Origin of the sequence: Pedococcus aerophilus (assembly GCF_039532215.1) — a bacterium.
GTDB classification, from domain to species: domain Bacteria; phylum Actinomycetota; class Actinomycetes; order Actinomycetales; family Dermatophilaceae; genus Pedococcus; species Pedococcus aerophilus.
In genome coordinates this window covers 1,595,563-1,617,893 of sequence record NZ_BAAARN010000001.1, presented here as the reverse complement: position 1 = coordinate 1,617,893, position 22,331 = coordinate 1,595,563, and the positions used below count along the sequence as shown (strand labels likewise).

Sequence of the window (22,331 nt, the reverse complement as noted above, 5' to 3'; positions counted from 1 at the left end):
TCCCCCTCACGGACGTGAGGCGAGGCCGTCCAGGAGGTCGGTCGGACCGCTGACGATGAGGGTGTCGTGCGCGGTCACCTTGGTCTCCGGCACGGCATACGTGAAGTCCTCGCCCGGTGCCTTGACGCCCACGATCGTCACGCCGTACTTGCTGCGGATCTTGCTCTGCGCCAACGTGAACCCGATCGCCTCCTGCGGCGGCTTCATCTTGACGATGGCGAAGCCGTCGTCGAACTCGATGTAGTCCATGAGCTTGCCGTTGAGCAGGTGGGCCACCCGGCGGCCGCTCTCGGCCTCGGGTGAGATGACGTGGTGGACGCCGATCCGCTCGAGGATGCGCGCGTGCTCGGGGCTGAGCGACTTGGCCCAGATCGTCGGAATGCCGGCGTCGACGAGGTTCATCGCGCACAGGACCGACGCCTCCACCGAGGACCCGATGCCGACGACCGCGAGCTTGAAGCTGCGCGCCTTGAGGTTGGCGACGGCCTGCGGCTGGCTGGCGTCGGCCTGGACGATCTTGGTGACCTTGCCGAGGAAGGTCTCGGCCAGCTCGTGGTCACGCTCGACGGCGACGACGTGGTGCCCGAGCCGTTGCAGCTCGATGGCGACCGACCCGCCGAAGCGGCCGAGCCCGATGACGAGGACGTCGTCCTCGTACAGCTTCTTACCCACCTGAGCAGCCCTCCGCGGCGTCGTCGACGTGAGCAGGCCACGCTACCGCGTCCCTGCTGGTGGGACCGTGCTGTCCACCGGAGGCTACGCACGGGTAGCGTTCCCGGCATGCCCTCACAGGTGCGGGTGGTCTGGGACCCCGGCTTCACCGCCTACAACTTCGGGCCGGGTCATCCCATGAGCCCGGTCCGCCTCGACCTGACCGCGCGGCTCTGCGACGCGCTCGGGGTGTTCGACCTCGACGGGGTCGACGTCTTCAGCCCCGAGGTCCCGGCGGATGCTGTCCTCGAGACCGTCCACGACCCCGGCTACATCGCCGCGGTCCGCGCCGCCTCCCTCGACCCCGGCGGGGCCGACGCGTCCCGGGGCCTGGGCACCGAGGACGACCCCGCGTTCGCGGGAATGCACGAGGCGAGCGCCCGCATCGCCGAGGGCACCCGGGCGCTGTGCGAGGACGTCTGGGAGGGCCGTGCCGAGCACGGGGTCAACTTCTGCGGCGGGATGCACCACGCGATGCCCGGCAACGCGGCGGGCTTCTGCATCTACAACGACATCGCCGTCGGCATCCAGTGGCTGCTCGACCACGGCGCCGAGCGGGTGGCCTACATCGACGTCGACGTCCACCACGGCGACGGCGTGGAGCGCGCGTTCTGGAACGACCCGCGGGTCCTCACCGTCTCGCTGCACGAGTCGGGCCGCGCGCTCTTCCCCGGGACGGGGTTCCCGGGCGACATCGGGGGCCCTGACGCCGAGGGTGCTGCCGTCAACATCGCCCTCCCTCCGGGGACCGGGGACTCGGCCTGGCTCCGGGCGCTGCACTCCACCGCCCTGCCACTGGTGCGGGCGTACAAGCCCGACGTGCTCGTCACCCAGCACGGCTGCGACACCCACGCCCAGGACCCGCTGGCCCACCTCTCCCTGTCGGTGGACGCCCAGCGCGCCGCCGCCGACGCCCTGCACCGGCTCTCCCACGAGGTCTGCGAGGGGCGGTGGGTGGCGGTCGGCGGGGGCGGCTACGAGATCGTCGACGTGGTCCCGCGGTCGTGGACCCACCTCACGGCCATCGCGGCCCACCATCCGGTGCCGCTCACCGAGTCCGTCCCGCAGGACTGGCTCGATCACGTCCGCACGCTGCTCGGACGCGAGGGCCCACGTCGGATGGGGGACCTCGACCCCGCCGAGGGCCCGATCTGGCACCAGCCCTGGGACATGGGCTACAACCCGCACAGCGAGGTGGACCGGGCGGTCATGGCGACCCGGCAGGCGGTCTTCGCGCTGCACGGGCTCGACGTCTGGTTCGACTGAACCGGAGTCGAGTGCGGTTCGACGTGTTCGGCGAGTTCGTGGCTGTTCGGATGAACTGTCCCAGCCGTACGGCGTGTCGACTGGACAGTGGGGAAGAAGTTTTCCCATTGACTTCCCCATGAGTCACATCAGCCCCTACAGTTCCCCTTGCACGAGCGTAGAGGTCCGCCGGAGGGGAAGCCGGCGATGCGCGCGTGTAGGAGATCGAGGTACACATGTCCAACGAGCGTCAGCTCGCCGAGGTGCGGTTCCTGACCGTCGCCGAGGTCGCCTCGATCATGCGCGTGTCGAAGATGACGGTGTACCGCATGGTGCACGCCGGAGAGCTTCCCGCCATCCGCGTCGGTCGGTCCTTCCGGGTTCCGGAGGACGCCGTGCACAAGTACCTGCGTACCTCGTACGTCGACACCGCCTGATCGGTCGACAGACCGTGAACACGAAGGGCGGGCCGGGACGATGTCCCGGCCCGCCCTTCGTCACGACTCAGCGGTTGTCGACCGCGGTGACCGCCACCTGCACGTCCGCCCCCGTGTACAGGTGCGTCACGAGGTAGACCGAGCCCGGCGGGATGACCGCCGACTCGTCGGCCGCCGCCGTGGCGACCGATCCCGTGGGCTGGCAGCTGCTGTCGAGGAAGTACAGGTCGAGGTCGTGACCCAGGGTCGCGTCCGCGTCGCTCGTCCCCTTGACCGACACCGAGTGCAGCCCGTCGGAGAACCCGGCCGGGAACTTGCTCACCCAACCGTCGACCCCCTGGGTCGCCGGCGGGAAGGTGCAGGCGGTGTTCATCTCGGTGCCCGTGACACCGAAGACGTTCTGGAGACCGGTGACGTCACCGGCTGCCGGGTTGGGCGCGGTGATGGTGCCCGAGTCGGTGAAGGGCGCGTCCGGGGTGACCGAGCCGTTCTGGACCACCGCGCCGGAGCCGAACACCTCGATGTCGGCGACCTGGGCCTGGGTGGCCGTGTTGCCCTGCACCGAGTCGACGAAGAACCGCACGTAGGCCGCCTTCACCGGCGTGGCGAGGGCGAACGTCCTGAAGTTCAGGTCCGGGGCGGTGGGTCGCGGCGCTGCATACGCGAAGCCACCCGTGCGGGCCGTCTTCCAGCTGACGCCGTCGGTGGAGGTCTGCACGGTGAACCCCTTGAGCGCCGCGAACCGGGAGGCGTTGGTGGCCTTGAACGCGCTGACGCGCACGCTGCTCACCGTGGCGGGGGCGGCGAGCTTCACCGTGACCCGCTCGTCCGGGCCGTCGTTGTACGGCGCGGTGCCCGCCCTGGTCGCCCAGACGGACGCGGCGGTGTCGTCGAAGGCGAACTTCGCCGGGGCCCCGTCGTCCTGGCTGGAGGCGCTCACGACCGTGGCCCCTGCCGCCGTCGAGGCGAGGTTGGGGGCGAGCCGGATGGTCCGGGCGCTGTTGGTGCCTGCGGCGACCGCGAACCCGTCGATGGTCTGGACGCCGAACCCGGGCGCCTGGATCGTCAGCGGGTAGGTGCCGGCGACCGCCTTGATGGTGGCGCCACCCGAGCCGCCGGTCCGCGTCAGCGGGCTGACGCGGGCCTCGAACCGGCCGAGGATGACCTTGGCGTTAGGGACCGCCCGGCCCGTCGTCGCGTTGAGGACGGTCACCGCCGCCGTGCCGTTGCGCGCGGCGGACGGGTGGTCGAAGCCCGGCTTCGGGTCGGTGTCGTCCCCGGTGGCCGACTTCGCCGAGGCCCCGGCGCCGCGCTTGGCGAACACCGACCAGATCAGGTCGGTGTTCTCGCCGTGGTACCGGTCGAGGTCGGCGGTCAGGATGCCGTCACGGGCATCGAGGAACGACGGGTCCGGCGCGGTCAGCGGCATGCCGTCGGTGACCAGCCGGGCCGCGACGTCGGCACCCTTGGCGGCGCCGTACCTCGTGACGAGCGCCTTGCGCAGGTCCCACAGCGTGGCGGTCCAGATCTCGCCGTCGGCGTGGACCTCCGGGCCGGTGAGGTCGTAGCCCATGTCGCCGAAGGTCGTGGGGTTCTGGTCGTAGTTCCAGTTGCGGATGCCGCGCGTGGCGTTGCCCGTCACGTAGTCACCCACGACCGGCTTGGTGAGCAGCCCGGTCCTGAAGCCGTGGTTGAGGGCGTACCAGTCGGACCAGCCCTCACCCATCGACCCGGCCTGGTGCGACCCGAGGGCGCTGCCGCCTGCGACGTAGCGGGTGGAGAGGCCGTGCGTGTACTCGTGCTGGATGACGCTCATGTCGAACGAGCCGTCGCGGTGCGGGCCCTCGAACGCGTCGTCGATCGGCTCCCACAGGAACATGCCGCTCCACGGCGGTATGCCGTCGTCGAGGGTGAGCATGTACGCGTTGTCGCGACCCGTGTAGGTCGGGCTGCCGCCTGAGGCCGCACCGGCCTGGACGAGGCCACGGATCGGGTCGCCGCCCATCCCACCGTTGCTGCCGTTGTCCAGCTGGAAGTTGCCGGCGGTCTCGGTGAAGCCGAGCGCGTAGTACTCGTCGTGGATCCTGTTGTGCTGGAAGAACAAGTTGGTCGCGGCAGGGTTGAGGTCCTGCGCGTAGGACGGCGGGGCCGTCTGCCCCTTGGTCGCGGCCCACTGGTTCGTGTAGACGTAGCTGAAGTTGCCGGTCGGCGAGACCGGCCGTGGCGCGTTGTCAACGGGGGCAAGGAAGTTCGACCAGTTGGCGTAGGTGTCGGCGTTGTTGCCGAACGTCGTCACGCCGGTGCCGGCGACGCCGGTCGGGTCGACCCATCCCTTCGGGGACTGGGCCGTCGGGCCGAACGACTGCTGCCGCGGGGTGCCGCCCCTGGCAGCACCCGGGTAGTTGTCGTAGACCGTGCCCTGCGGGTCCTCGGCGTGCTGGACCACGCTGGCGCGGTAGAGGATCCGGCCGGTCGTGCCGTCGACGACGACCTCCCAGGCCTGCGTCGTGCTCTTGAGGAAGTAGACCTTGTATGCAGCGACGCTGCCGGCCCTGGTGCCGAAGGTGACCTTCTTGACGTAGGAGGGCCCACCGAAGGGCCCCTTCGCGAAGGTCGTGTAGCCGGCCTGCGTCCCGTCGGCCTTCGGGGACCAGGCGGTGCCAGGAGCCAGCACGCCGGCGGTCGCGAGCAGGGCGCCGGTCTCTCCGAGCACCCACCCGCCGGTGAGGGACGCGCCGGGGGTGGGGTCGCCGGCATACGAGAGGACCCGTCCGTCCTTGGTCACGGCGATGTTGAGCCGTCCACCGCGAGCGGCTGCGACACCACCCGTCGTCTGGACGAACGTCACCGTGTGGGTGCCCGCGCCGGGCAAGGTGTGGTCGCGCAGGACGGCCAGGCTGTCGACCTGGCCGGTGCTGAGGCCGAAAGCCGCAGCGTTCCCGCGCACCCAGCCCCGCGCGATCGACACGGCCGCCCCGCTCGCAGGGGCGGTGAGGGGAGCGGGGCCGCGCAGGGAGCGCAGGGTGCCGAAGCGTTCGTCCCAGGTGGCGCGTGCCCCCGGGCCGCTGCGCGACAGCAGCGTGGTCAGGGCCTTCTTCGCGGCCGTGGTCGGCACGACCGGCCGGTCCACGGCGCGGGTGTCGAGCGTCTGCGTCAGCGCGTCGACGGTGTCTCCGAGGCCTGGCAGTGCCGCGGCGGCGCCGTCGGCGGCGGCGGGAAGGGCTGCGGGTGCGCCGGCCGCAGAGGACAGGGGGAGCGCGGTGGCCGCTGCGGTCAGCAGGCACACCCCCACGGCGATGGAGTGCTTGCGGGACGTCTTCATGAGATCTCCTGCTGACGGGCGGGTCCGCTGTGACCCGGTCCCCCTGTCAACGAGGTCCCCGCCGCCGGGTTACCCCGGCACCGTGGCGGAGTGCCGACGTGACGGCGTCGGATGCCCGCCACCGCCCTCGCACGGGGCGGGTTTGGGGTGCGAGGGGGCGGGCCGCTAGAGTGGCCACCACTGTTCGGCGTGGTGCGTTGGTTCGTTGCCCCGTCCGGCAACACGACCACGACCACAAGGACACTCATGGGCTCTGTCATCAAGAAGCGCCGCAAGCGGATGGCGAAGAAGAAGCACCGCAAGCTGCTTCGCAAGACCCGCCACCAGCGTCGCAACAAGAAGTGATCGAAAGGCCTCCGCTCTCGCGGGGGCCTTTTCGTCTGCCCGGGGCCGCTGCCGTCGTCCAGCCCACGCCGGGGCGGGTGTGACGAGCGCCGCGTCCACGGCTGGGGCGTGCCCTTCGACGGGCACGATGTCCTCTGTAGGGTGGCAGCGGCTGCAGGGTGCGGGTCTGCCCGTGGCCGCACCGGTTCGTGACTGCGAGATCCAGGGGAGGTGGCCGTGGCTGACGTCGTCCTCGTGACGGGGGTCTCCCGCTACCTCGGGGGGCACTTCGCCCGCCAGCTGACCCAGGACCCGTCCGTGTCGCGCGTCATCGGTGTCGACGTCATCCCGCCGCCGCACGACATCGGTCGCGCAGAGTTCGTGCGGGCCGACATCCGGAACCCGATGATCGGCAAGATCATCGCGCAGTCCGAGGTCGACACGGTCGTGCACATGAACGTCATCGCGACGCCCACGCACGCCGGCGGCCGGACCTCCCAGAAGGAGATCAACGTCATCGGCACGATGCAGCTGCTCGCTGCGTGCCAGAAGGCCCCGAGCATTCGTCGGCTGGTCGTGAAGTCCTCCGCAGCCGTGTACGGCTCGAGCCCCCGCGACCCGGCGATGTTCACCGAGGACATGGGACCCAAGGCGTTGCCGCGCGCCGGCTTCGGCAAGGACTCGGTCGAGGTCGAGGGCTATGTGCGCGGGTTCTCCCGCCGCCGTCCCGACGTCGAGATCTCCATGCTGCGGTTCGCCAACATCATCGGTCCCGGCATCCGCACCTCGCTCACGGACTACTTCGCGCTGCCCGTGGTCCCCGTGCCGTTCGGGTACGACGCCCGCCTGCAGTTCGTCCACGAGACCGACGCCATCGGCGCGCTCATGCTCGCGACCACCGGTCCGTCCGCCGGGATCACGAACATCTCCGGCGACGGCATCATCACGGTGACCCAGGCCGCCGGCATGGCCGGCCGCCCCGTCCTGCCCGTCCCGATGCCGGCCGCCGGCATCTTCGGGCTGATGGTCAAGCAGTCCGGCCTCGCCGACTTCAGCAGCGACCAGATCCAGTTCCTCGCGTACGGCCGCGGGCTCGACACCCGCCGGATGCGCGAGGTGCTCGGGTTCGAGCCGGCCTTCACCACCCGACAGGCCTTCGCCGACTACGTCCGCGGCATCGGCTCGGCCCTGCCCGGCGGGGCCGCCCTCGGTGCGGCGGTATCCGGCGTGGCCGGCTCCGCCGCCAACGCGATCGGCCACGTGTGGGCGGCAGGGAGGAACGACTGATGGCAGCGACGAAGTCCGCCACGAAGAAGGCGACCGCGAAGAAGGCGACCACGAAGAAGGCGACCGCGACGAAGGCGACCGCGAAGGCCGCCGCACCGCGCCGGGGCGCCCTGGCCGCAGGAGCGGCCCGTGCCTCGGGCGAGCGCGCCAAGCGCCGCAGCACCCCGCTCATCCAGTCGCCTGCACCGACCGCCACGACGGCGTCGGCACCGGCCGCGCCGACCGCACCGACGGCTGAGCCCGAGGTCATTGCTGCGACGGCGTCCGAGGTCGCCGCGACGCCGGCGCCGGGAGGTCCCACCGCCAAGCACCGTCCTCGTCCGGTGGCCAAGGCCGTTCCGAGCCGCAAGGCGGTGGCCCGCTCCGGGGCACGCACCGCCAAGCCGGCGAAGACGGTCCGCCCGGCGTCCCGACGCCCGTCCAAGCGCTCCGAACCGATCGCCCCCGCCGAGGCGTCACCGCGTCCCGCCAGGGTGCTCAAGGCCGTCCCCGACGACGCCGTGCTGCCTCCCGAGATCAGCGTCCCGACCCCTGACCGCAGCTCGCGCAGCGTGGCCCCCGGTGTCGAAGAGCTGCTCACCGCCGGCATCGCCGCCGTGCGGGTCGCTGCCGAGGCCGCAGGCATCTCGCCCGAGGACGTGGAGCGCCACCTCGCGTCGATGCTGTCCTACGTCCGCCGCCGGATCACCGGCGACTACGCCGTCGACGAGTTCGGCTTCGACGAGGACTTCACGAGGCACTTCTACCTCCCCGTGCTCCGACCGCTGTACCGCTCGTGGTTCCGGGTCGAGGTCCGCGGCATCGAGAACATCCCTGCCACCGGCGGCGGCCTGGTGGTCGCCAACCACTCGGGCACGATCGCCATGGACTCCCTGATGACCCAGGTGGCGGTCCACGACGAGCACCCGGCGCACCGCCACCTGCGCATGCTCGGCGCCGACCTGGTCTTCCAGACGCCGGTCGTCGGCCAGGTCGCCCGCAAGTCGGGCTCGACGCTCGCCGCGAACCCCGACGCCGAGCGGCTGCTGTCCAACGGTGAGCTGTGCGGCGTCTGGCCGGAGGGCTTCAAGGGTGTCGGCAAGCCGTTCAGCGAGCGCTACAAGCTCCAGCGCTTCGGCCGTGGCGGGTTCGTCTCCGCCGCCCTGCGCACCGGTGCGCCGATCATCCCGTGCTCGATCGTCGGCGCCGAGGAGATCTACCCGATCATCGGCAACATGAAGGCCGTCGCCCGGCTGTTCGGCGCCCCCTACGCGCCGATCACGCCGACCTGGCCGCTGCTCGGCCCGCTCGGGCTGATCCCGCTGCCCAGCAAGTGGATCATCGAGTTCGGGCGCCCGGTGGAGACCGCCGACCTCGGGCCCGGTGCCGCGGACGACCCCATGCTCGTCTTCGACCTCACCGACCAGGTGCGCGAGACCATCCAGCAGACCTTGTACTCGCTGCTCATGCAGCGTCGCTCCGTCTTCTTCTGACAGGCTGACAGCCCTGGGGTCAGGGAAGCTTGATGGTGGCGCCCGGCAGGGTGACCGGCCCGAGCGTCGAACCGGGCACGGTCGCGGTCACGCCACCGGTGCCGACGGTCGCCGAGGGCAACGGCACCGAGACGGTCCCGGAGGGGACGGGGACGGTGGCCGAGATGGTGGGCAGCGTGGCGGTGGCACCGCCGGTCGACAAGGTCGCGCCGACGCCGCCGGCCCCGATGGTCGCCCCACTCGTCCCGGCCGTCACGCTCGGGGTGGGCGTGCTGCCGCCCACGCCTGCCCCTGCGCCCCCGCCTCCTGCGCCACCGGTGACCGGGGCGTCGGGGACGGTGATGCCTCCGCCGGCCGTGGCCGGGACGGAGGCCGTGCCGGGTCGCGGGGCGCCCGATGTCGCACTCGTGGAGCTCGTCGTGACGTCGGGCAGGGACGCTGGCCCCAGCCCGGTGGTCAGAGCCTCGCCGCACTGGCTGCCACAGGCCGCGATCCGTCGGGACGTGGTGACCTGCGACTCGCGCAGCAGCGACTCGAGACGACCCAGCGCCGGAAGCGATGCTGGCGGCACCTCGGTGCGGAGCGCCTCGACCTGGGGGATCGCCCGGGTCGTGAAGTCGCGCAGGGCCAGCAGTGCCTGCGGGTTGCCGGTGCGGGCGTAGTCGCGGTCGAGCGCGCGCTGACCGCCGAGGACCGACTCGGCCGCGGCGCCCAGCGCGGTGTCGATGTCGCGGCTGTCGGGCTCGCTGCGGGCAGCCAGCGCCCGGCTGTCCGAGATGTGCTCCTGGGCCTGTCCGAGGTACGTCGTGCCGCGCTCGTAGTCGCTGGTGGACAGGCGGACGGCCACCCCGTCGAGCCAGCCCTTGACGGGGTACAACGACTCACCGGGGACGGCCGAGCGGGAGGCGGCGCCGACGACGGCGCCGACGAGCAGGGCAGAGGCCGCGGCGCCTGCGAGAGCTCGCGGCAGACCCCGGCCGACGACCACGACCACCGGTGTCACCCGGGTGGCGGCTCGTCGAGCGGTGGCTGCGCGGGCAGCGGCTGCGGTGGGCGCGGGGAGCGTGTCGGCCTCGGCCATGAGGCGCACGCGCAGGGCCGCCACGAAGTCGGGGTCGGGCCCGGGGGTCCGGGGTCCGGTGGCGCCGAGCCGCCGGCTGGTCTCGAGCAGCGTCACGACACCGGGGTCGTCGACGCGCTCTCCCTCGAGGGCGCGCTGGAAACGGTCAGCGGAACGGTTCAGGACTGGCATGCCGACACCTCCCTCCCCAGCTCGGTCGCGGTCTTCTGTGCTGAGAACGACGTCGCGGGACGGAAGTTACGCGAGGGGACGAGGGCGGTCGGTAGCGCGGTCCGGAGGGCCGCACCGCGGCGTCGCGCCACGACGACGGCAGGTTCAGAGCTCGGCATCGGCGAGCTCCCGGTGCAGCGACCGCACGGCGCGCAGCTGGAGCTGCTTGACCGCCCCCTCGGACTTGCCGAGGACCTTGGCCGTCTCGGCCAGGGTGAGGCCCTGGAGGAAACGCAGCACGACGCACTCGGCCTGCTCGGGCTTGAGGTTCTTCACCGCCGTGAGCAGCCGTTCGTCGCGCAACCGGTCGAGCACCTCCTGGTCGGGGGCGTCGACGCTGCGGTCGGCGTCGAGCATGTCGGCGGTGGTGACCTCCATGCGGAAGCGGGCCGACTTGGCGTTGTCGGTGATGAGGTTGCGGGCGATGGTGATGAACCAGGCTGCGATGTCGCGGCCCTGCCACGAGAAGGAGTCCATCCGCCGCAGGGCGCGCAGGAACGTCTCGGACGTGATGTCCTCGGCGAGCTGCTGACCGCCGACCCGGACGTAGACGTAGCGGTAGACCACGTCGACGTAGCGTTCGTAGAGCATCCCGAACGCCTCGGCGTCGCCCCGCTGCGCGAGCTCGACGAGCGCGCTGATCCGCTCGAAGTCCTGGGGCGCCTCGCCCGGGCCGAAGCCGGCCCGCGCCGCCGAGCCCGTGCCGGACCCGCCCGGTCCGGCATCCATGGTGCCGGCGTCGCCGGCGAGGCTGAGGACGACCCGGAGCTGGTCGAGGAAGTGCGCGGTGGCCGGTCCCATCCCGTGATCGACCGGAGCCCGGACGCCAGCGGCAGGTCGCGCACCCCCAGCAACGACCCCGTCGCCGACGGGGAACCCCACGGCTGCCGGCGAGGGCGGCGCGAGGGCAGCACGCAGCACCGCGAACGGGTCCGCGGCACGACGACGTGGGCGATTCCTGATGGGGGAGACCTCCTGGCGGCACAGTTTTGCCGATATCGAGGCGTTTGTCAGGAGACCTGCGCCACACCCGGACGCACCTGCACCCCGTCGCACGGGAACTCAGGTACCGACGGGTAGCCCCACAGCCGTCGCCGCAGGGGGTAACAGGCCGGCCCGGGCCGCATACGCTGGTCCGGTGCCCGACCACGACCCGACCGAGACCGGCAGGCCGCCTCGTGTGCGGCTCCTCGGGAAGCCCGGCTGCCACCTGTGCGACGACGCGCGTGCCGTGATCGCCCGTGTGGCAGCAGACCTCGGCGTCGGGTGGTGGGAGGAGTCGGTGCTCGACGACCCCGCCCTGATGGCGGAGTACGGCGAGCAGATCCCCGTGACCTTCGTGGACGGGCGCCAGCACGACTACTGGCGGGTCGACGAGGCGCGGCTCCGGGCGGCGCTGCGCGGTTGACGTCACGGGCTCGTGGCGGGCCTGGTGACCTGGCTCACGCCGCCCGTGAGACGGCTGCTTGTGACTTTGTGCATCAGTTCACAAAGGCGTAATCTGCCATGCAGGCAGCCCGCGTCAGCCAGGTGCGGACCCTGCAACACGAAGGAGCCGGAGAAGACGTTGTCTGCCGACCCGAGCGCTCGTCGGGGCATCCCCGACGCCACGGTGGCACGGTTGCCGGAGTACCTGCGCGCCCTGACGGGCTTCGCCGAGCGAGGGATCACCTCGGTCTCCTCCGAGGAGCTGGCGGCTGCCGCGGGAGTCCGTAGCGCCAAGCTGCGCAAGGACCTGTCGCACCTCGGTTCCTACGGCGTCCGCGGTGTCGGCTACGAGGTCGACCACCTCGCCTACCAGATCTCCCGCGAGCTCGGCCTCACCCAGGACTGGCCCGTGGCCATCGTCGGCATGGGCAACCTCGGGCACGCGCTCGCCGCCTACAGCGGGTTCGCGACGCGCGGCTTCCGCGTCGTCGCCCTGCTGGACCAGGACACCGCCCTGCACGAGCAGGAGATCGCGGGCCTGCCGGTGCAGCCCATGGACGCGCTGCCCTCCCTCGTCACCGACCAGGGCCTGGCCATCGGCGTCATCGCGACGCCCGCGGCGTCGGCCCAGTCGGTCTGCGACCAGCTCGTCGGCGCCGGGGTGCGCTCCATCCTCAACTTCGCTCCGTGCGTCCTCGTCGTCCCCGAGGGCGTCGACGTCCGCAAGGTCGACCTCTCCACCGAGCTGCAGATCCTCGCCTTCCACGAGCAGCGCAAGTCGCTCGCCGCTCAGGGTGCGCTCGACACCGTCGCCAAGGCGGTGTCCCGATGAGCCTGGTAGTCCTCGGACTGTCCCACCACACCGCGCCTTTGCCGCTGCTCGAGTCGATGTCCCTCGACGCCTCGGGCCGTTCCGAGCTGGCCGCGAGCCTGTTCGGCCGCGACAACCTCTCCGAGGTCACCGTGGTGTCCACGTGCAACCGCACCGAGGTGTATGCCGAGTCGCTCACCTTCCACGGCGCGGTCACCGACATCACCGATGCCCTCACCGAGGTCACCGGGGTGCCCCGCGACGAGCTGCGCGAGCACCTCTACGTCCACTACGAGGACCGCGCCATCGCGCACGCCTTCACCGTCGCCTGCGGGCTCGACTCGATGGCGGTCGGCGAGGCCCAGATCCTCGGGCAGATGCGGACCTCCCTTCGCGAGGCGCAGCGGGCAGGCCACGCCGGACCCTCCCTCAACACCCTCTTCCAGCAGGCGCTGCGCGTCGGCAAGCGTGCCCACACCGAGACCGGCATCGACGCCGTCAGCGTCTCGCTCGTCGAGGCGGGGCTGGCCCGCGCCGAGCGCGACCTCGGCTCGCTGTCCGGCCTTGACGTCCTGGTCGTCGGCGCCGGGGGCATGAGCTCGCTCGCCGCGACGACCGTGGCGCGTCGCGGCGCCCGGTCGCTGACGATCGTCAACCGCACCCTCTCCAAGGCGGTCCGCCTCGCCGAGCGCACCGGCGGCCGGGCCCGCCCGCTCGACGAGCTCCACCGCGCGCTGGCCGGCGCCGACGTCGTCATCTCCTGCACCGGGTCGACCGGGGTGGTCGTGGACCTCGCCGGCGCCGCCGACGCCCAGGTGCTGCGCGCCGGCCGCCCGCAGGCCTACGTCGACCTCGCCCTGCCGCACGACGTGGCCCCCGAGGTGGACTCCCTCAACGGCGTCAGCCTCGCCGGCCTCGCCTCCCTGGGCGCAGACCTGTCCGGTGGTGCGACCTCCAGCGAGGTGCAGCAGGTCGCCGACCTCGTCATCGGCGAGGTCGCGTCCTACCTCACGTCGCGCGCCGCCGAGACCGTCGCCCCCACCGTCGCCGCGCTGCGCTCGCACGCCGCCGACGTCGTCGCCGGCGAGCTCTCCCGCCTCGAGCAGCGGCTGCCCGACCTCGACGACACCGAGCGGGCCGAGGTCCAGCTCGCCGTGCACCGCATCGTCGAGAAGCTGCTGCACACCCCGACGGTCCGCGTGAAGGAGCTCGCCGTGGGTGGCCACGGCGACGGGTACGCCCAGGCCCTGCGCGAGCTGTTCGACCTGCGTCCCGGCGAGGCCGCCACCGCGTCCGTGCCCCCGGAGCGGGGAGGTATGCCGTGAGCGCCGCGACCGCATACTCCACCGTCCGCAAGGCGGCACAGCCGCTGACCCTGCGCCTGGGCACCCGCCGCAGCGCCCTCGCCACGACCCAGTCCTCCTGGGTGGCCGACCAGCTGCGCGCCCAGGGCCACACCGTCGACCTGGTCACCATCGTCACCGAGGGCGACACCTCGACCGCGTCGTTGTCTAGCCTCGGCGGGACGGGCGTCTTCGCGGCTGCCCTGCGCCGCGCCCTGCTCGCCGGCGAGGTGGACTTCGCCGTCCACTCGCTCAAGGACCTGCCCACCGCGCCCGAGCCGGGGCTGACCATCGCCGCCGTGCCCGTCCGCGAGGACCCGCGCGACGTGCTCGTCGCCACCGACGGGCGCACGCTCGGCGAGCTGGGGGAGGGCGCCGTCGTCGGCACCGGGTCCCCGCGTCGCGTCGCCCAGCTGGCCGCGCTCGGGATGGGCTTGTCCTTCAAGGACATCCGCGGCAACGTCGACACCCGCATCGCCATGGTCCACGACGGCTCCCTCGACGCCGTGGTCCTGGCCCGCGCCGGCCTGGCGCGGCTCGGCCGGCTCGACGACGCCACCGAGTCCATCGACCCCCTCCAGATGCTGCCCGCCCCCGGGCAGGGCGCCCTGGCCGTCGAGTGCCGCGCGGACGACGAGACCACGCGAGCCGCGCTCGCCGTCCTCGACGACGCCGACACCCGTGCCTGCGTGACCGCCGAGCGCGCCGTCCTCGCCGCGCTGGAGGCCGGCTGCTCCGCGCCCGTCGGCGCCCTCGCCGAGGTGGTGGAGGGCGAGGACGGCCTCGAGCTGTCGCTGCGTGCCTTCGTCGGGTCGGTCGACGGCTCCGTGGACCTGCGCCGCTCGCTCGTCGGACCCGTCACCGACGCCCCCTCCCTCGGCCACCGCCTGGCTGCCGTCCTGCTCAAGGACGGTGCCGACGTGCTCGGCGAGCCCGAGGAACGACCACCGGCTCCCGCCGGGGACCAGTCGGCCACGCGCCCCCGCGCGTCCGGCCACAGCTGGCCCCCCGACCCACCCGGGGCGAACGGAGCACCTCCGCTCGCCGCCCCCGACCGCCGCCCAGAAAACGACAGCACGGAGCGTGCCACGTGAGCCCCACGCGCTCGACAGAGCCCACCACCAAGACCCCCCGCCAGAACTCCCGCCCGGCAGGTCGCGTCGCCTTCGTCGGCGCCGGTCCCGGCGACGCCGGCCTCATGACCGTGCGTTCGGTGGAGTTCCTCGCCAAGGCCGACGTCGTCGTCATCGACCAGGTCGCCCGCGAGGAGGTCGTCGCCCGTTACTGCCCCGAGGGTGTCGAGGTCGTCGACGCCGGACACGGCGACCACGGCCAGCCGCTGACCCACGCCATGCGCGCCAAGCTCGTCGTCAAGGCGGCCAAGGCCGCCAACGGTGGACTGGTCGTCCGCCTCATGGACGGCGACCCGGGCACCTTCAACGGCCTGGCCGAGGAGGCCCTGGCCTGCCAGAAGGCCGGCATCGGGTTCGACATCGTCCCCGGCGTCAGCGCCGTCTCGGCCGTCCCGGCCTATGCCGGCATCCCGCTCACCTCGAGCAGCTCCCCGGCCGTGCACGTCATCGCCGCGAACGACCGCTCGGTCGACTGGTCCGCCTCTGCGACGGAGTCGGTCACCGTGGTGCTCCTCGGTGCGCCGGACGACCTCACGACGGCACTCGGCAAGCTGCTCGCCGCCGGTCGGTCGGAGTCCAGCCCGGTCGCCCTGACCGAGCGCGGCACGACGATCCGCCAGTCGACGCGCGTCACGACCCTGGGCGAGGTCGCCAAGGTCATGAAGACGGTCGAGTTCCCGGCCCTCGCGGTCGTCGGCTCCACGGTGGCGCTGCGCGAGCAGCTGTCGTGGTTCGAGACCAAGCCGCTGTTCGGCTGGAACGTCCTCGTCCCGCGCACCAAGGAGCAGTCGGGCTCGACGATCTCGCGCCTGGAGTCCTACGGCGCCACCGCCGAGGTCGTCCCGACGATCAGCGTCGAGCCGCCGCGCACGCCCCAGCAGATGGAGCGCGCGGTCAAGGGCCTGGTCACCGGCCGCTACGAGTGGATCGGCTTCACCTCGGTCAACGCCGTCAAGGCGGTGCGCGAGAAGTTCGAGGAGTTCGGGCTCGACGCCCGCGCGTTCGCCGGGCTCAAGGTCGCCGCCGTGGGTGGCGTCACGGCCGACGCGCTGCGCGAGTGGGGCATCGTCCCGGACCTCGTGCCGTCCGGCGAGAAGTCGGCCAACGGCCTGCTCGCCGACTGGCCGCCGTTCGACGAGGTGCTCGACCCGATCAACCGGGTCTTCCTGCCCCGCGCCGACATCGCGACCGACACCCTCGTCGCCGGACTGGTCGAGATGGGCTGGGAGGTCGACGACGTGACGGCCTACCGCACCGTCCGTGCAGCCCCTCCGGCTGCAGAGATCCGCGAGGCCATCAAGGGCGGGCAGTTCGACGCCGCGGTCTTCACCTCGTCCTCGACGGTCCGCAACCTCGTCGGCATCGCCGGCAAGCCGCACCCGTCGACGGTCATCGCCTGCATCGGCCCGGCGACCGCCAAGGCGGCCGAGGAGCACGGCCTGCGGGTCGACGTCCTCGCACCGGAGGCGTCCTCGGACTCGCTGGTCGACGCCCTCGCCGACTACGGCCTGGGCCTGGCCGCGGCAGCTGCCGAGGCCGGCGAGGCCGTGGTGCGACCGAGTGCCAAGAAGGCCGCCTCGCGCCGTCGGGCCAAGTGACCGGCGTGGCTGACGCACGCTTCCCGGCGGGGCCGGTGATCCGACCCCGCCGGCTGCGGCAGTCCCCGGCCGTGCGCCGGCTGGTCGCCGAGACCCGCCTCCACCCGGCCGAGCTGGTCCTGCCCGTGTTCGTCCGCGAGGGCATCACCGAGCCGGTCGAGATCTCGGCCATGCCCGGAGTCGTCCAGCACACCGTCGAGTCGCTCGTCGCCGAGGCGCACCGCGCCGTCGAGGCGGGGCTGGGCGGGCTGATGCTGTTCGGCGTCCCCGAGCACAAGGACGCGGTCGGCTCCGGTGCCGACGACCCTGAGGGCATCCTCAACGTCGCGCTGCGCGCCGTCGCCGACGCAGTGGGTGACCGGCTCGTCGTCATGGCCGACCTGTGCCTCGACGAGTTCACCGATCACGGCCACTGCGGCGTCCTGACCGACGACGGTCGCGTGGACAACGACGCGACCCTGGAGCGGTATGCCGCGATGGGCCTCGCCCAGGCCCGCGCCGGTGCCGAGGTGCTCGGCCTCTCCGGGATGATGGACGGCCAGGTGGCGTTCGTCCGCGACGCGCTCGACGCGGAGGGCTTCACCGACACGGTCATCCTCGCCTACTCGGCGAAGTACACTTCCGGCCTCTACGGGCCGTTCCGCGAGGCAGTGCAGTCCTCGCTCCAGGGTGACCGCGCGACCTACCAGCAGGACCCGGCCAACGCCACGGAGTCGCTGCGCGAGCTCGAGCTCGACATCGCCGAGGGCGCCGACATCGTCATGGTGAAGCCGGCCGGGCCGCACCTCGACATCGTCGCCGCAGCTGCAGCCATGTCGCCGGTTCCTGTTGCGGCGTACCAGATCTCGGGCGAGTACAGCCAGATCGTCGCTGCTGCCCAGAACGGCTGGATCGACCGCGAGCGGGTGATGATGGAGTCGCTGCTCGGCATCCGTCGCGCCGGCGCGCAGATCATCCTGACCTACTTCGCGTTCGACGCGGCCGCCCTGCTCTGACCACGCAGCCGGGACACCGGTCGACGGCAGGGGGGACGTCGACCGGTGACCCGGCGGCACGGGCTCAGGGGCGGGTGAAGACCGCGTCGACGGCCGGGATGCGCGCCCGGTAGCCGCGCACGAGCTCGCGCGCCACCGTCACCGAGTCGACCAGCGGGTGCAGGGCGAACGCTTCGACGGCCTCGCGCTCGTCCCCGGTCGCCGACGCCGAGATGGTGAGCCGCTCGACGCCCTTGACCTGGAGGACGAGGCCGAGCTGGTGCGGCGTCAGGGCGCTGACGGGCAACGGCTTCGGGCCGTCGGCGTCGACCGTGCACGGCACCTCGACGACGGCGTCCTCCGGAACCCCGCGGACCGCGCCACGGTTGCGGACGTTGAGGATCAGCGACGCGGGCTCCCCGCGGGAGATGGCGGCCATGATCGCGAGGGCCACGCCTTCGTAGCCGCCGCCCTGGACGTCGTGCTCGTCGCGCTCCTCGCCCTCGTCCCGCGCCTCCTTCATGTACGTCGCGTTGCGCTCCATGCGGACGCGGTCCCACTCGCCGAGTGCGTCGGGGGGTGAGGCGGCCATGGCGGCGTAGAAGCTGCGCTGCTGGTCCAGGAGGTACTCGCCGCGGGTCTGCTCGGCGCCCCGGATCGAGGCCACGGCGTCACGGGTGAAGTAGTAGTAGTAGAGGTACTCGTTGGGGATGGCTCCCAGCGTCCGGATCCAGTCGAGGCCGAAGAGCTGACCCTCCTCCATGGAGCCGAGCAGCGCGTCGTCCGCGAGCAGGCGGGGCAGGACGTCCTCGCCGGCGGAGTGCACGCCCCGGAGCCAGCCGAGGTGGTTGAGGCCGACGTAGTCGACGGTCGTCGTCAGCGGGTCCAGGCCAAGGGTCGCCGCGGCGCGTCGCCCCAGGCCGATGGGGGAGTCGCAGATGCCGACGACCCGGTCGCCGAGGACCTGCTGCATGGCCTCGGTGATCATGCCGGCGGGGTTGGTGAAGTTGATGACCCAGGCATCGGGCGCGACCGCACGCACGCGCTCGGCGACGTGGCGGGCGACAGGGAGGGTCCGCAGGCCGAACGACAGACCGCCGGGCCCGGTCGTCTCCTGGCCGAGCAGCCCGAGGTCGAGGGCGACGCGCTCGTCGGCGGTGCGCCCCTCGAGGCCACCGACGCGGATCGCCGAGAAGACGAAGTCGGCGCCCTCGAGCGCCTCGTCGAGGTCGGTGGTCGTCAGCACCGACGGCGGGGCGTCGTGGTCGGCGCCCATCTGGGTCAGGACCCGGCCGATCGCCTCGAGCCGCGACTCGTCGACGTCGTGCAGGCGGACCTCGTCGACCCGCTGGTCGTGGTGGTCGGTGAGCAGGGCCCCGTAGACCAACGGCGTCCGGAACCCCCCGCCACCCAGGATCGCGAGCCTCATACGACGTGGACCTCCGTGCCTGCCGCGCGAGCGGCGTCGAGGGTGGGGCCGTGGGCCCCGGTGGTGGTGATGACGGCGTCGAACTCGTCGAGTCCGCAGACGCGCAGGGCGCCGGTGCCGGGGAACTTGTGGCGGTCGACGAGCAGCACCGACCGCTGGGAGGTGGCGAGCAGGGCACGCTTGACCGGCACCTCGACGAGGGTGGTGTCCAGGACCGTGCCGTCGGCGGCAACGCCGCTGGCACCGAGGAACGCGCAGTTCGCGCGGACCTGGCGCAGGGCGTCCTCGGTGAGGGCGCCGACGAGCGAGTGGTAGGTCCGCCGGACGATGCCGCCGAGGAGGACGAGCTCGACGGCGGTGTCGTCGCGGAGCACGTCGAGGACGGCCAGGCTCGCCGTGACGACGGTGACCGGTCGGCCGCGCAGCTCCTTGGCCAGCATCATGGTCGTCGTGCCGATGTCGAGGATGACGCAGTCGCCGTCGGCCACCATCGTCGCGGCCCGGGCGGCGACGGCCCGCTTGTCCTCCGCGTCGCTCGCGGCCACCTCGGCGAACCCGCGCACGGCGTCGGCGTCGGTCTCGGGGGAGTCGCCGGTGCCGTCGAGCACCGCACCGCCGTGGACGCGGCGCAGCGCTCCGGCGGTCTCGAGCTCGATGAGGTCGCGTCGGACGGTGGCCAGGCTGACGTCGCAGAGTGCGGCCAGCTCCTCCGTGGAGGCGAGGCCGTGGGAGTGCAGCCGCTCGACGATCGAGCGTTGCCGGGTGACCCGCATGGAGGCAACATAACAATCACTTCCGCGCAGCGACATGCACAACGCTGAAGAATTGTGATCGTTCTTGCTTGTCTCGCCCGGACCAACAGGGCATTCTGGCCAGCAGGCCCACCGACGAACAGGAGCCCGCAGGTGCCCGACGCACTGCCCACCCCGGCAGGGAGCCCCGAGGAGCAGGTCTACGACCCGCTCGCGGCACTGCGCACCCCCGGCACCCCAGAGCTCGACGTCCTCATCTGGGGGACCGTCTTCCTCGACATCATCTTCACCGGGCTCGACGCCCTCCCCGAGGACGGCCAGGAGGTGTGGGCCGACGGCATGGGGTCGTGCCCCGGCGGCATCGCGAACCTCGCCGTCGCCGCCCGACGCCTCGGGCTGCGCACCTCGCTCGCCGCCGCCTTCGGCGACGACGCCTACGGCGACTTCTGCTGGGAGACCCTCGCCGACAACGAGCACGTCGACCTGAGCCGGTCGCAGCGCTTCGAGGGCTGGCACTCGCCGGTCACCGTCTCGATGGCGGTCAACCGGGACCGCGGGATGGTCAGCCACGGCCACGCCCCGCCGCTCGGCCCGTCCGAGCTCATCGGCACCCCGCCGCCCACCCGCGCCGTCATGGTGGAGCTCTCCGAGCAGCGCCCGCTCCTGGGCGAGTCCGAGCCGACCTGGGTCCAGCAGGCGCAGGCCGCCGGCTCCCTCGTCTTCGCCGACGTGGGCTGGGACCCCAGCGGCCGCTGGTCCCGCGAGGTCCTCGACCAGCTCGCGGTCTGCCACGGCTTCCTGCCCAACGCCGGGGAGGCGATGGCCTACACCCGGACCAGCACCCCCCACGAGGCGCTCTACGCGCTCGCCGACCACGTGCCGCTCGCGGTCGTCACCAACGGCGAGTCCGGCGCCCTGGCCATCGACTCCGCCACCGGCGAGGAAGCCGTGGTCCCCGCGCTGCGCGTCCCCGCGATGGACCCCACCGGTGCCGGCGACGTCTTCGGCGCCTCGATCGTCCTCGGAACGCTCGCCGGGTGGCCGCTGCAGCAACGCCTCGCCTTCGCGGCGCTCTGCTCCTCGTTGTCGGTGCAGCAGTTCGGCGGCAGCCTGGCCGCGCCCGGCTGGGGCGACATCGCCGACTGGTGGACGCAGCGCCGGGCCTCGTCCGACGCTAGCTCCTACCACCAGTCGCTGCTGCGCCGGTACGGCTTCCTCGACGACCTCGTCCCGGCGATCCCCCTGGGTGCCGGTCGCCGGGCCACCGCCACCATCGCCCGCCACGTCGACGTGGAGGGCTATCCGTGAGCCGCCCGACCCTGCACCACCCCTCGCACGATCCCTCGCACCGCACCCCGAACCCCACCTCGCCCAGCACCACCGGCCCCGCGCCACACCGATCAAGGAGAACGTCCATGAGGAACCGCCCCACGATCCTGCTGGCCACCGCCGGTCTCGTCGGTGCCGCCGCGCTCGCGGCCTGCACGCCGGGCTCGAACGCCGACACCTCGGGCACCACCCCCACGGGCCAGGTCTCGACCGACGCCTCGAAGCTCGGTGACGTCACGCTGACCATCTGGGACCAGGAGGTCCGCGGCGGCCAGGCGGCGCAGATCGAGGAGCTCAACAAGGAGTTCCAGGCGAAGTACCCGAACATCAAGATCAAGCGGGTGACGCGGTCCTTCGACGACCTCAAGACGACGCTCAAGCTGGCACTGTCGGGCAACACCCCGCCCGACGTCTTCCAGGCCAACAACGGCCGCCCTGACATGGGTTCGTTCGTCCAGGCCGGCCAGCTGCTCGCGCTCGACAAGTACTCCACGGCCTACGGCTGGGACAAGCGCTACCCCGAGTCGGTGCGCAAGTACTCCTCCTACAGCCAGGACGGCAAGACCTTCGGTGACGGCAACCTCTACGGCCTGCCGCAGGTCGGCGAGGTCGTGGGCGTCTACGCCAACACCGACATCCTCAAGAAGGCGGGCGTCAACGAGGTCCCGAAGACCTGGGCCGACTTCGAGTCCAGCCTCGGCGCGATCAAGTCGGCGGGCGAGCAGCCGCTCGTCCTGGGCAACCTCGACAAGTGGCCGGCCATCCACGTCTTCGGCACGGTGCAGGCGCAGAACGCCCAGCCCGACGCGATCCGCACCCTCGGCTTCGGCCAGAAGGGCGGCTCGTGGAAGACCCCGGAGAACGAGAAGGCCGCGCAGACGCTGGTCGACTGGGTGGACAAGGGCTACTTCGCCAAGGACGTCAACGGCCTCGGCTACGACCCGGCGTGGCAGGCCTTCAGCAAGGGCAAGGGCGCGTACCTCATCGCCGGCACCTGGCTCCAGGCCGACCTCGGCAAGGCCATGGGCGACAAGGTGACCTTCACACTCCCGCCGGCCGCCGGGAGCACCCCGGTCGCCACCGGTGGCACGGGCATCCCGTGGGCCGTCTCCAGCAAGAGCAAGCACCCCGACGCCGCTGCCGCCTACATCGACTTCATCACGAGCAAGGACGCCATGGGCGTGCTGGCCAAGAACGACAACCTGCCCATCGCCGACACCGCCGACCAGACCGCCGGCAACGCGCTGGGCAAGGACGTCTTCTCGGCCTTCGGCACCGCGGTCGAGGACGACTCGCTCGTCCCCTACCTCGACTACGCCACGCCGACCATGGCCGACACCCTCGGCGCCTCGCTGCAGGACCTGCTCGCGAAGAAGGCGACGCCGGACAAGTTCCTCGACACCGTCGAGAAGGACTACAGCGAGTTCGTGGCCTCGAACGGCTGA

At 72.2% G+C, this 22,331-nt stretch carries 19 protein-coding genes; 13 read left to right on the top strand and 6 right to left on the bottom strand.

What is annotated here, in order from left to right; translation table 11 throughout:
* Window positions 1-6 precede the first annotated feature (6 nt).
* Window positions 7-672 carry a potassium channel family protein gene (locus ABD286_RS07675; protein WP_344191821.1) on the bottom strand — a complete coding sequence of 222 codons (666 nt, stop codon included), beginning with the start codon at window positions 670-672 and terminating at the stop codon, window positions 7-9.
* A gap of 108 nt (window positions 673-780) precedes the next feature.
* Here ABD286_RS07675 and ABD286_RS07670 point away from each other — a divergent pair, with 108 nt between their 5' ends.
* Complete coding sequence (locus ABD286_RS07670; protein WP_344191819.1) at window positions 781-1,977, top strand: acetoin utilization protein AcuC; 1,197 nt, start codon at window positions 781-783, stop codon at window positions 1,975-1,977.
* Between the two features lie 215 nt (window positions 1,978-2,192).
* Window positions 2,193-2,393 (top strand): helix-turn-helix domain-containing protein, encoded by a 201-nt coding sequence (locus ABD286_RS07665; protein ID WP_056915613.1) that lies wholly within the window; start codon window positions 2,193-2,195, stop codon window positions 2,391-2,393.
* A gap of 67 nt (window positions 2,394-2,460) precedes the next feature.
* On the opposite strand, the gene ABD286_RS07660 is transcribed toward ABD286_RS07665, so the two are convergent.
* Window positions 2,461-5,715 (bottom strand): M36 family metallopeptidase, encoded by a 3,255-nt coding sequence (locus ABD286_RS07660; RefSeq protein WP_344191817.1) that lies wholly within the window; start codon window positions 5,713-5,715, stop codon window positions 2,461-2,463.
* Window positions 5,716-5,961: 246 nt separating this feature from the next.
* Between ABD286_RS07660 and ABD286_RS07655 the strand changes: the two genes are divergently transcribed.
* The 3 genes from ABD286_RS07655 to ABD286_RS07645 all read left to right on the top strand — a co-directional run bounded on the left by ABD286_RS07655 (window position 5,962) and on the right by ABD286_RS07645 (window position 8,798).
* Window positions 5,962-6,060 (top strand): 30S ribosomal protein bS22, encoded by a 99-nt coding sequence (locus ABD286_RS07655; protein WP_003792170.1) that lies wholly within the window; start codon window positions 5,962-5,964, stop codon window positions 6,058-6,060.
* Between the two features lie 216 nt (window positions 6,061-6,276).
* Window positions 6,277-7,326, top strand: coding sequence for an NAD-dependent epimerase/dehydratase family protein (locus ABD286_RS07650; protein ID WP_344191815.1), 1,050 nt, complete (start codon window positions 6,277-6,279; stop codon window positions 7,324-7,326).
* On the top strand, window positions 7,326-8,798 hold the full coding sequence (locus tag ABD286_RS07645; protein ID WP_344191813.1) for a lysophospholipid acyltransferase family protein: 1,473 nt from the start codon (window positions 7,326-7,328) through the stop codon (window positions 8,796-8,798). Before ABD286_RS07650 ends, ABD286_RS07645 begins: the two co-directional genes overlap by 1 nt.
* A 19-nt stretch (window positions 8,799-8,817) precedes the next feature.
* Here the strand turns inward: ABD286_RS07645 and ABD286_RS07640 are convergent, their stop codons facing one another.
* Together ABD286_RS07640 and ABD286_RS07635 are read right to left on the bottom strand one after the other, a co-directional pair.
* Window positions 8,818-10,050, bottom strand: coding sequence for a DUF5667 domain-containing protein (locus ABD286_RS07640; protein WP_344191812.1), 1,233 nt, complete (start codon window positions 10,048-10,050; stop codon window positions 8,818-8,820).
* A gap of 144 nt (window positions 10,051-10,194) precedes the next feature.
* Complete coding sequence (locus ABD286_RS07635; protein WP_344191810.1) at window positions 10,195-10,890, bottom strand: sigma-70 family RNA polymerase sigma factor; 696 nt, start codon at window positions 10,888-10,890, stop codon at window positions 10,195-10,197.
* Window positions 10,891-11,227: 337 nt separating this feature from the next.
* Here ABD286_RS07635 and ABD286_RS07630 point away from each other — a divergent pair, with 337 nt between their 5' ends.
* The 6 genes from ABD286_RS07630 (at window position 11,228) to hemB (ending at window position 17,397) form a co-directional block, all read left to right on the top strand.
* Entirely contained in the window at window positions 11,228-11,497 is a 270-nt protein-coding gene (locus ABD286_RS07630) for a glutaredoxin family protein (RefSeq protein ID WP_344191808.1), read from the top strand.
* Window positions 11,498-11,656: 159 nt separating this feature from the next.
* Window positions 11,657-12,349 (top strand): redox-sensing transcriptional repressor Rex, encoded by a 693-nt coding sequence (locus tag ABD286_RS07625; protein WP_344191806.1) that lies wholly within the window; start codon window positions 11,657-11,659, stop codon window positions 12,347-12,349.
* Window positions 12,346-13,653: a glutamyl-tRNA reductase gene (locus ABD286_RS07620; protein WP_344191804.1), complete on the top strand. Its 1,308-nt coding sequence runs from the start codon at window positions 12,346-12,348 to the stop codon at window positions 13,651-13,653. The genes ABD286_RS07625 and ABD286_RS07620 overlap by 4 nt, the downstream gene beginning before the upstream one ends.
* The gene (hemC, locus tag ABD286_RS07615; protein ID WP_344191802.1) at window positions 13,650-14,765 is read left to right on the top strand and encodes a hydroxymethylbilane synthase; all 1,116 of its coding nucleotides are present in this window, start codon (window positions 13,650-13,652) and stop codon (window positions 14,763-14,765) included. The genes ABD286_RS07620 and hemC overlap by 4 nt, the downstream gene beginning before the upstream one ends.
* Complete coding sequence (locus ABD286_RS07610) at window positions 14,762-16,402, top strand: bifunctional uroporphyrinogen-III C-methyltransferase/uroporphyrinogen-III synthase (protein WP_344191800.1); 1,641 nt, start codon at window positions 14,762-14,764, stop codon at window positions 16,400-16,402. The genes hemC and ABD286_RS07610 overlap by 4 nt, the downstream gene beginning before the upstream one ends.
* A 5-nt stretch (window positions 16,403-16,407) precedes the next feature.
* Complete coding sequence (gene hemB, locus ABD286_RS07605) at window positions 16,408-17,397, top strand: porphobilinogen synthase (RefSeq protein ID WP_344191798.1); 990 nt, start codon at window positions 16,408-16,410, stop codon at window positions 17,395-17,397.
* 64 nt (window positions 17,398-17,461) lie between these two features.
* Here hemB and ABD286_RS07600 read toward each other — a convergent pair whose 3' ends face one another.
* A complete protein-coding gene (locus ABD286_RS07600) occupies window positions 17,462-18,805 on the bottom strand; it encodes a 6-phospho-beta-glucosidase (RefSeq protein ID WP_344191796.1) in 1,344 nt (447 codons plus the stop codon).
* Window positions 18,802-19,578: a DeoR/GlpR family DNA-binding transcription regulator gene (locus ABD286_RS07595; RefSeq protein WP_344191794.1), complete on the bottom strand. Its 777-nt coding sequence runs from the start codon at window positions 19,576-19,578 to the stop codon at window positions 18,802-18,804. The genes ABD286_RS07600 and ABD286_RS07595 overlap by 4 nt, the downstream gene beginning before the upstream one ends.
* A 132-nt stretch (window positions 19,579-19,710) precedes the next feature.
* Here ABD286_RS07595 and ABD286_RS07590 point away from each other — a divergent pair, with 132 nt between their 5' ends.
* Both ABD286_RS07590 and ABD286_RS07585 read left to right on the top strand, forming a co-directional pair.
* Window positions 19,711-20,865 carry a carbohydrate kinase family protein gene (locus ABD286_RS07590; RefSeq protein WP_344191792.1) on the top strand — a complete coding sequence of 385 codons (1,155 nt, stop codon included), beginning with the start codon at window positions 19,711-19,713 and terminating at the stop codon, window positions 20,863-20,865.
* Window positions 20,866-20,972: 107 nt separating this feature from the next.
* A complete protein-coding gene (locus tag ABD286_RS07585) occupies window positions 20,973-22,331 on the top strand; it encodes an extracellular solute-binding protein (RefSeq protein WP_344191790.1) in 1,359 nt (452 codons plus the stop codon).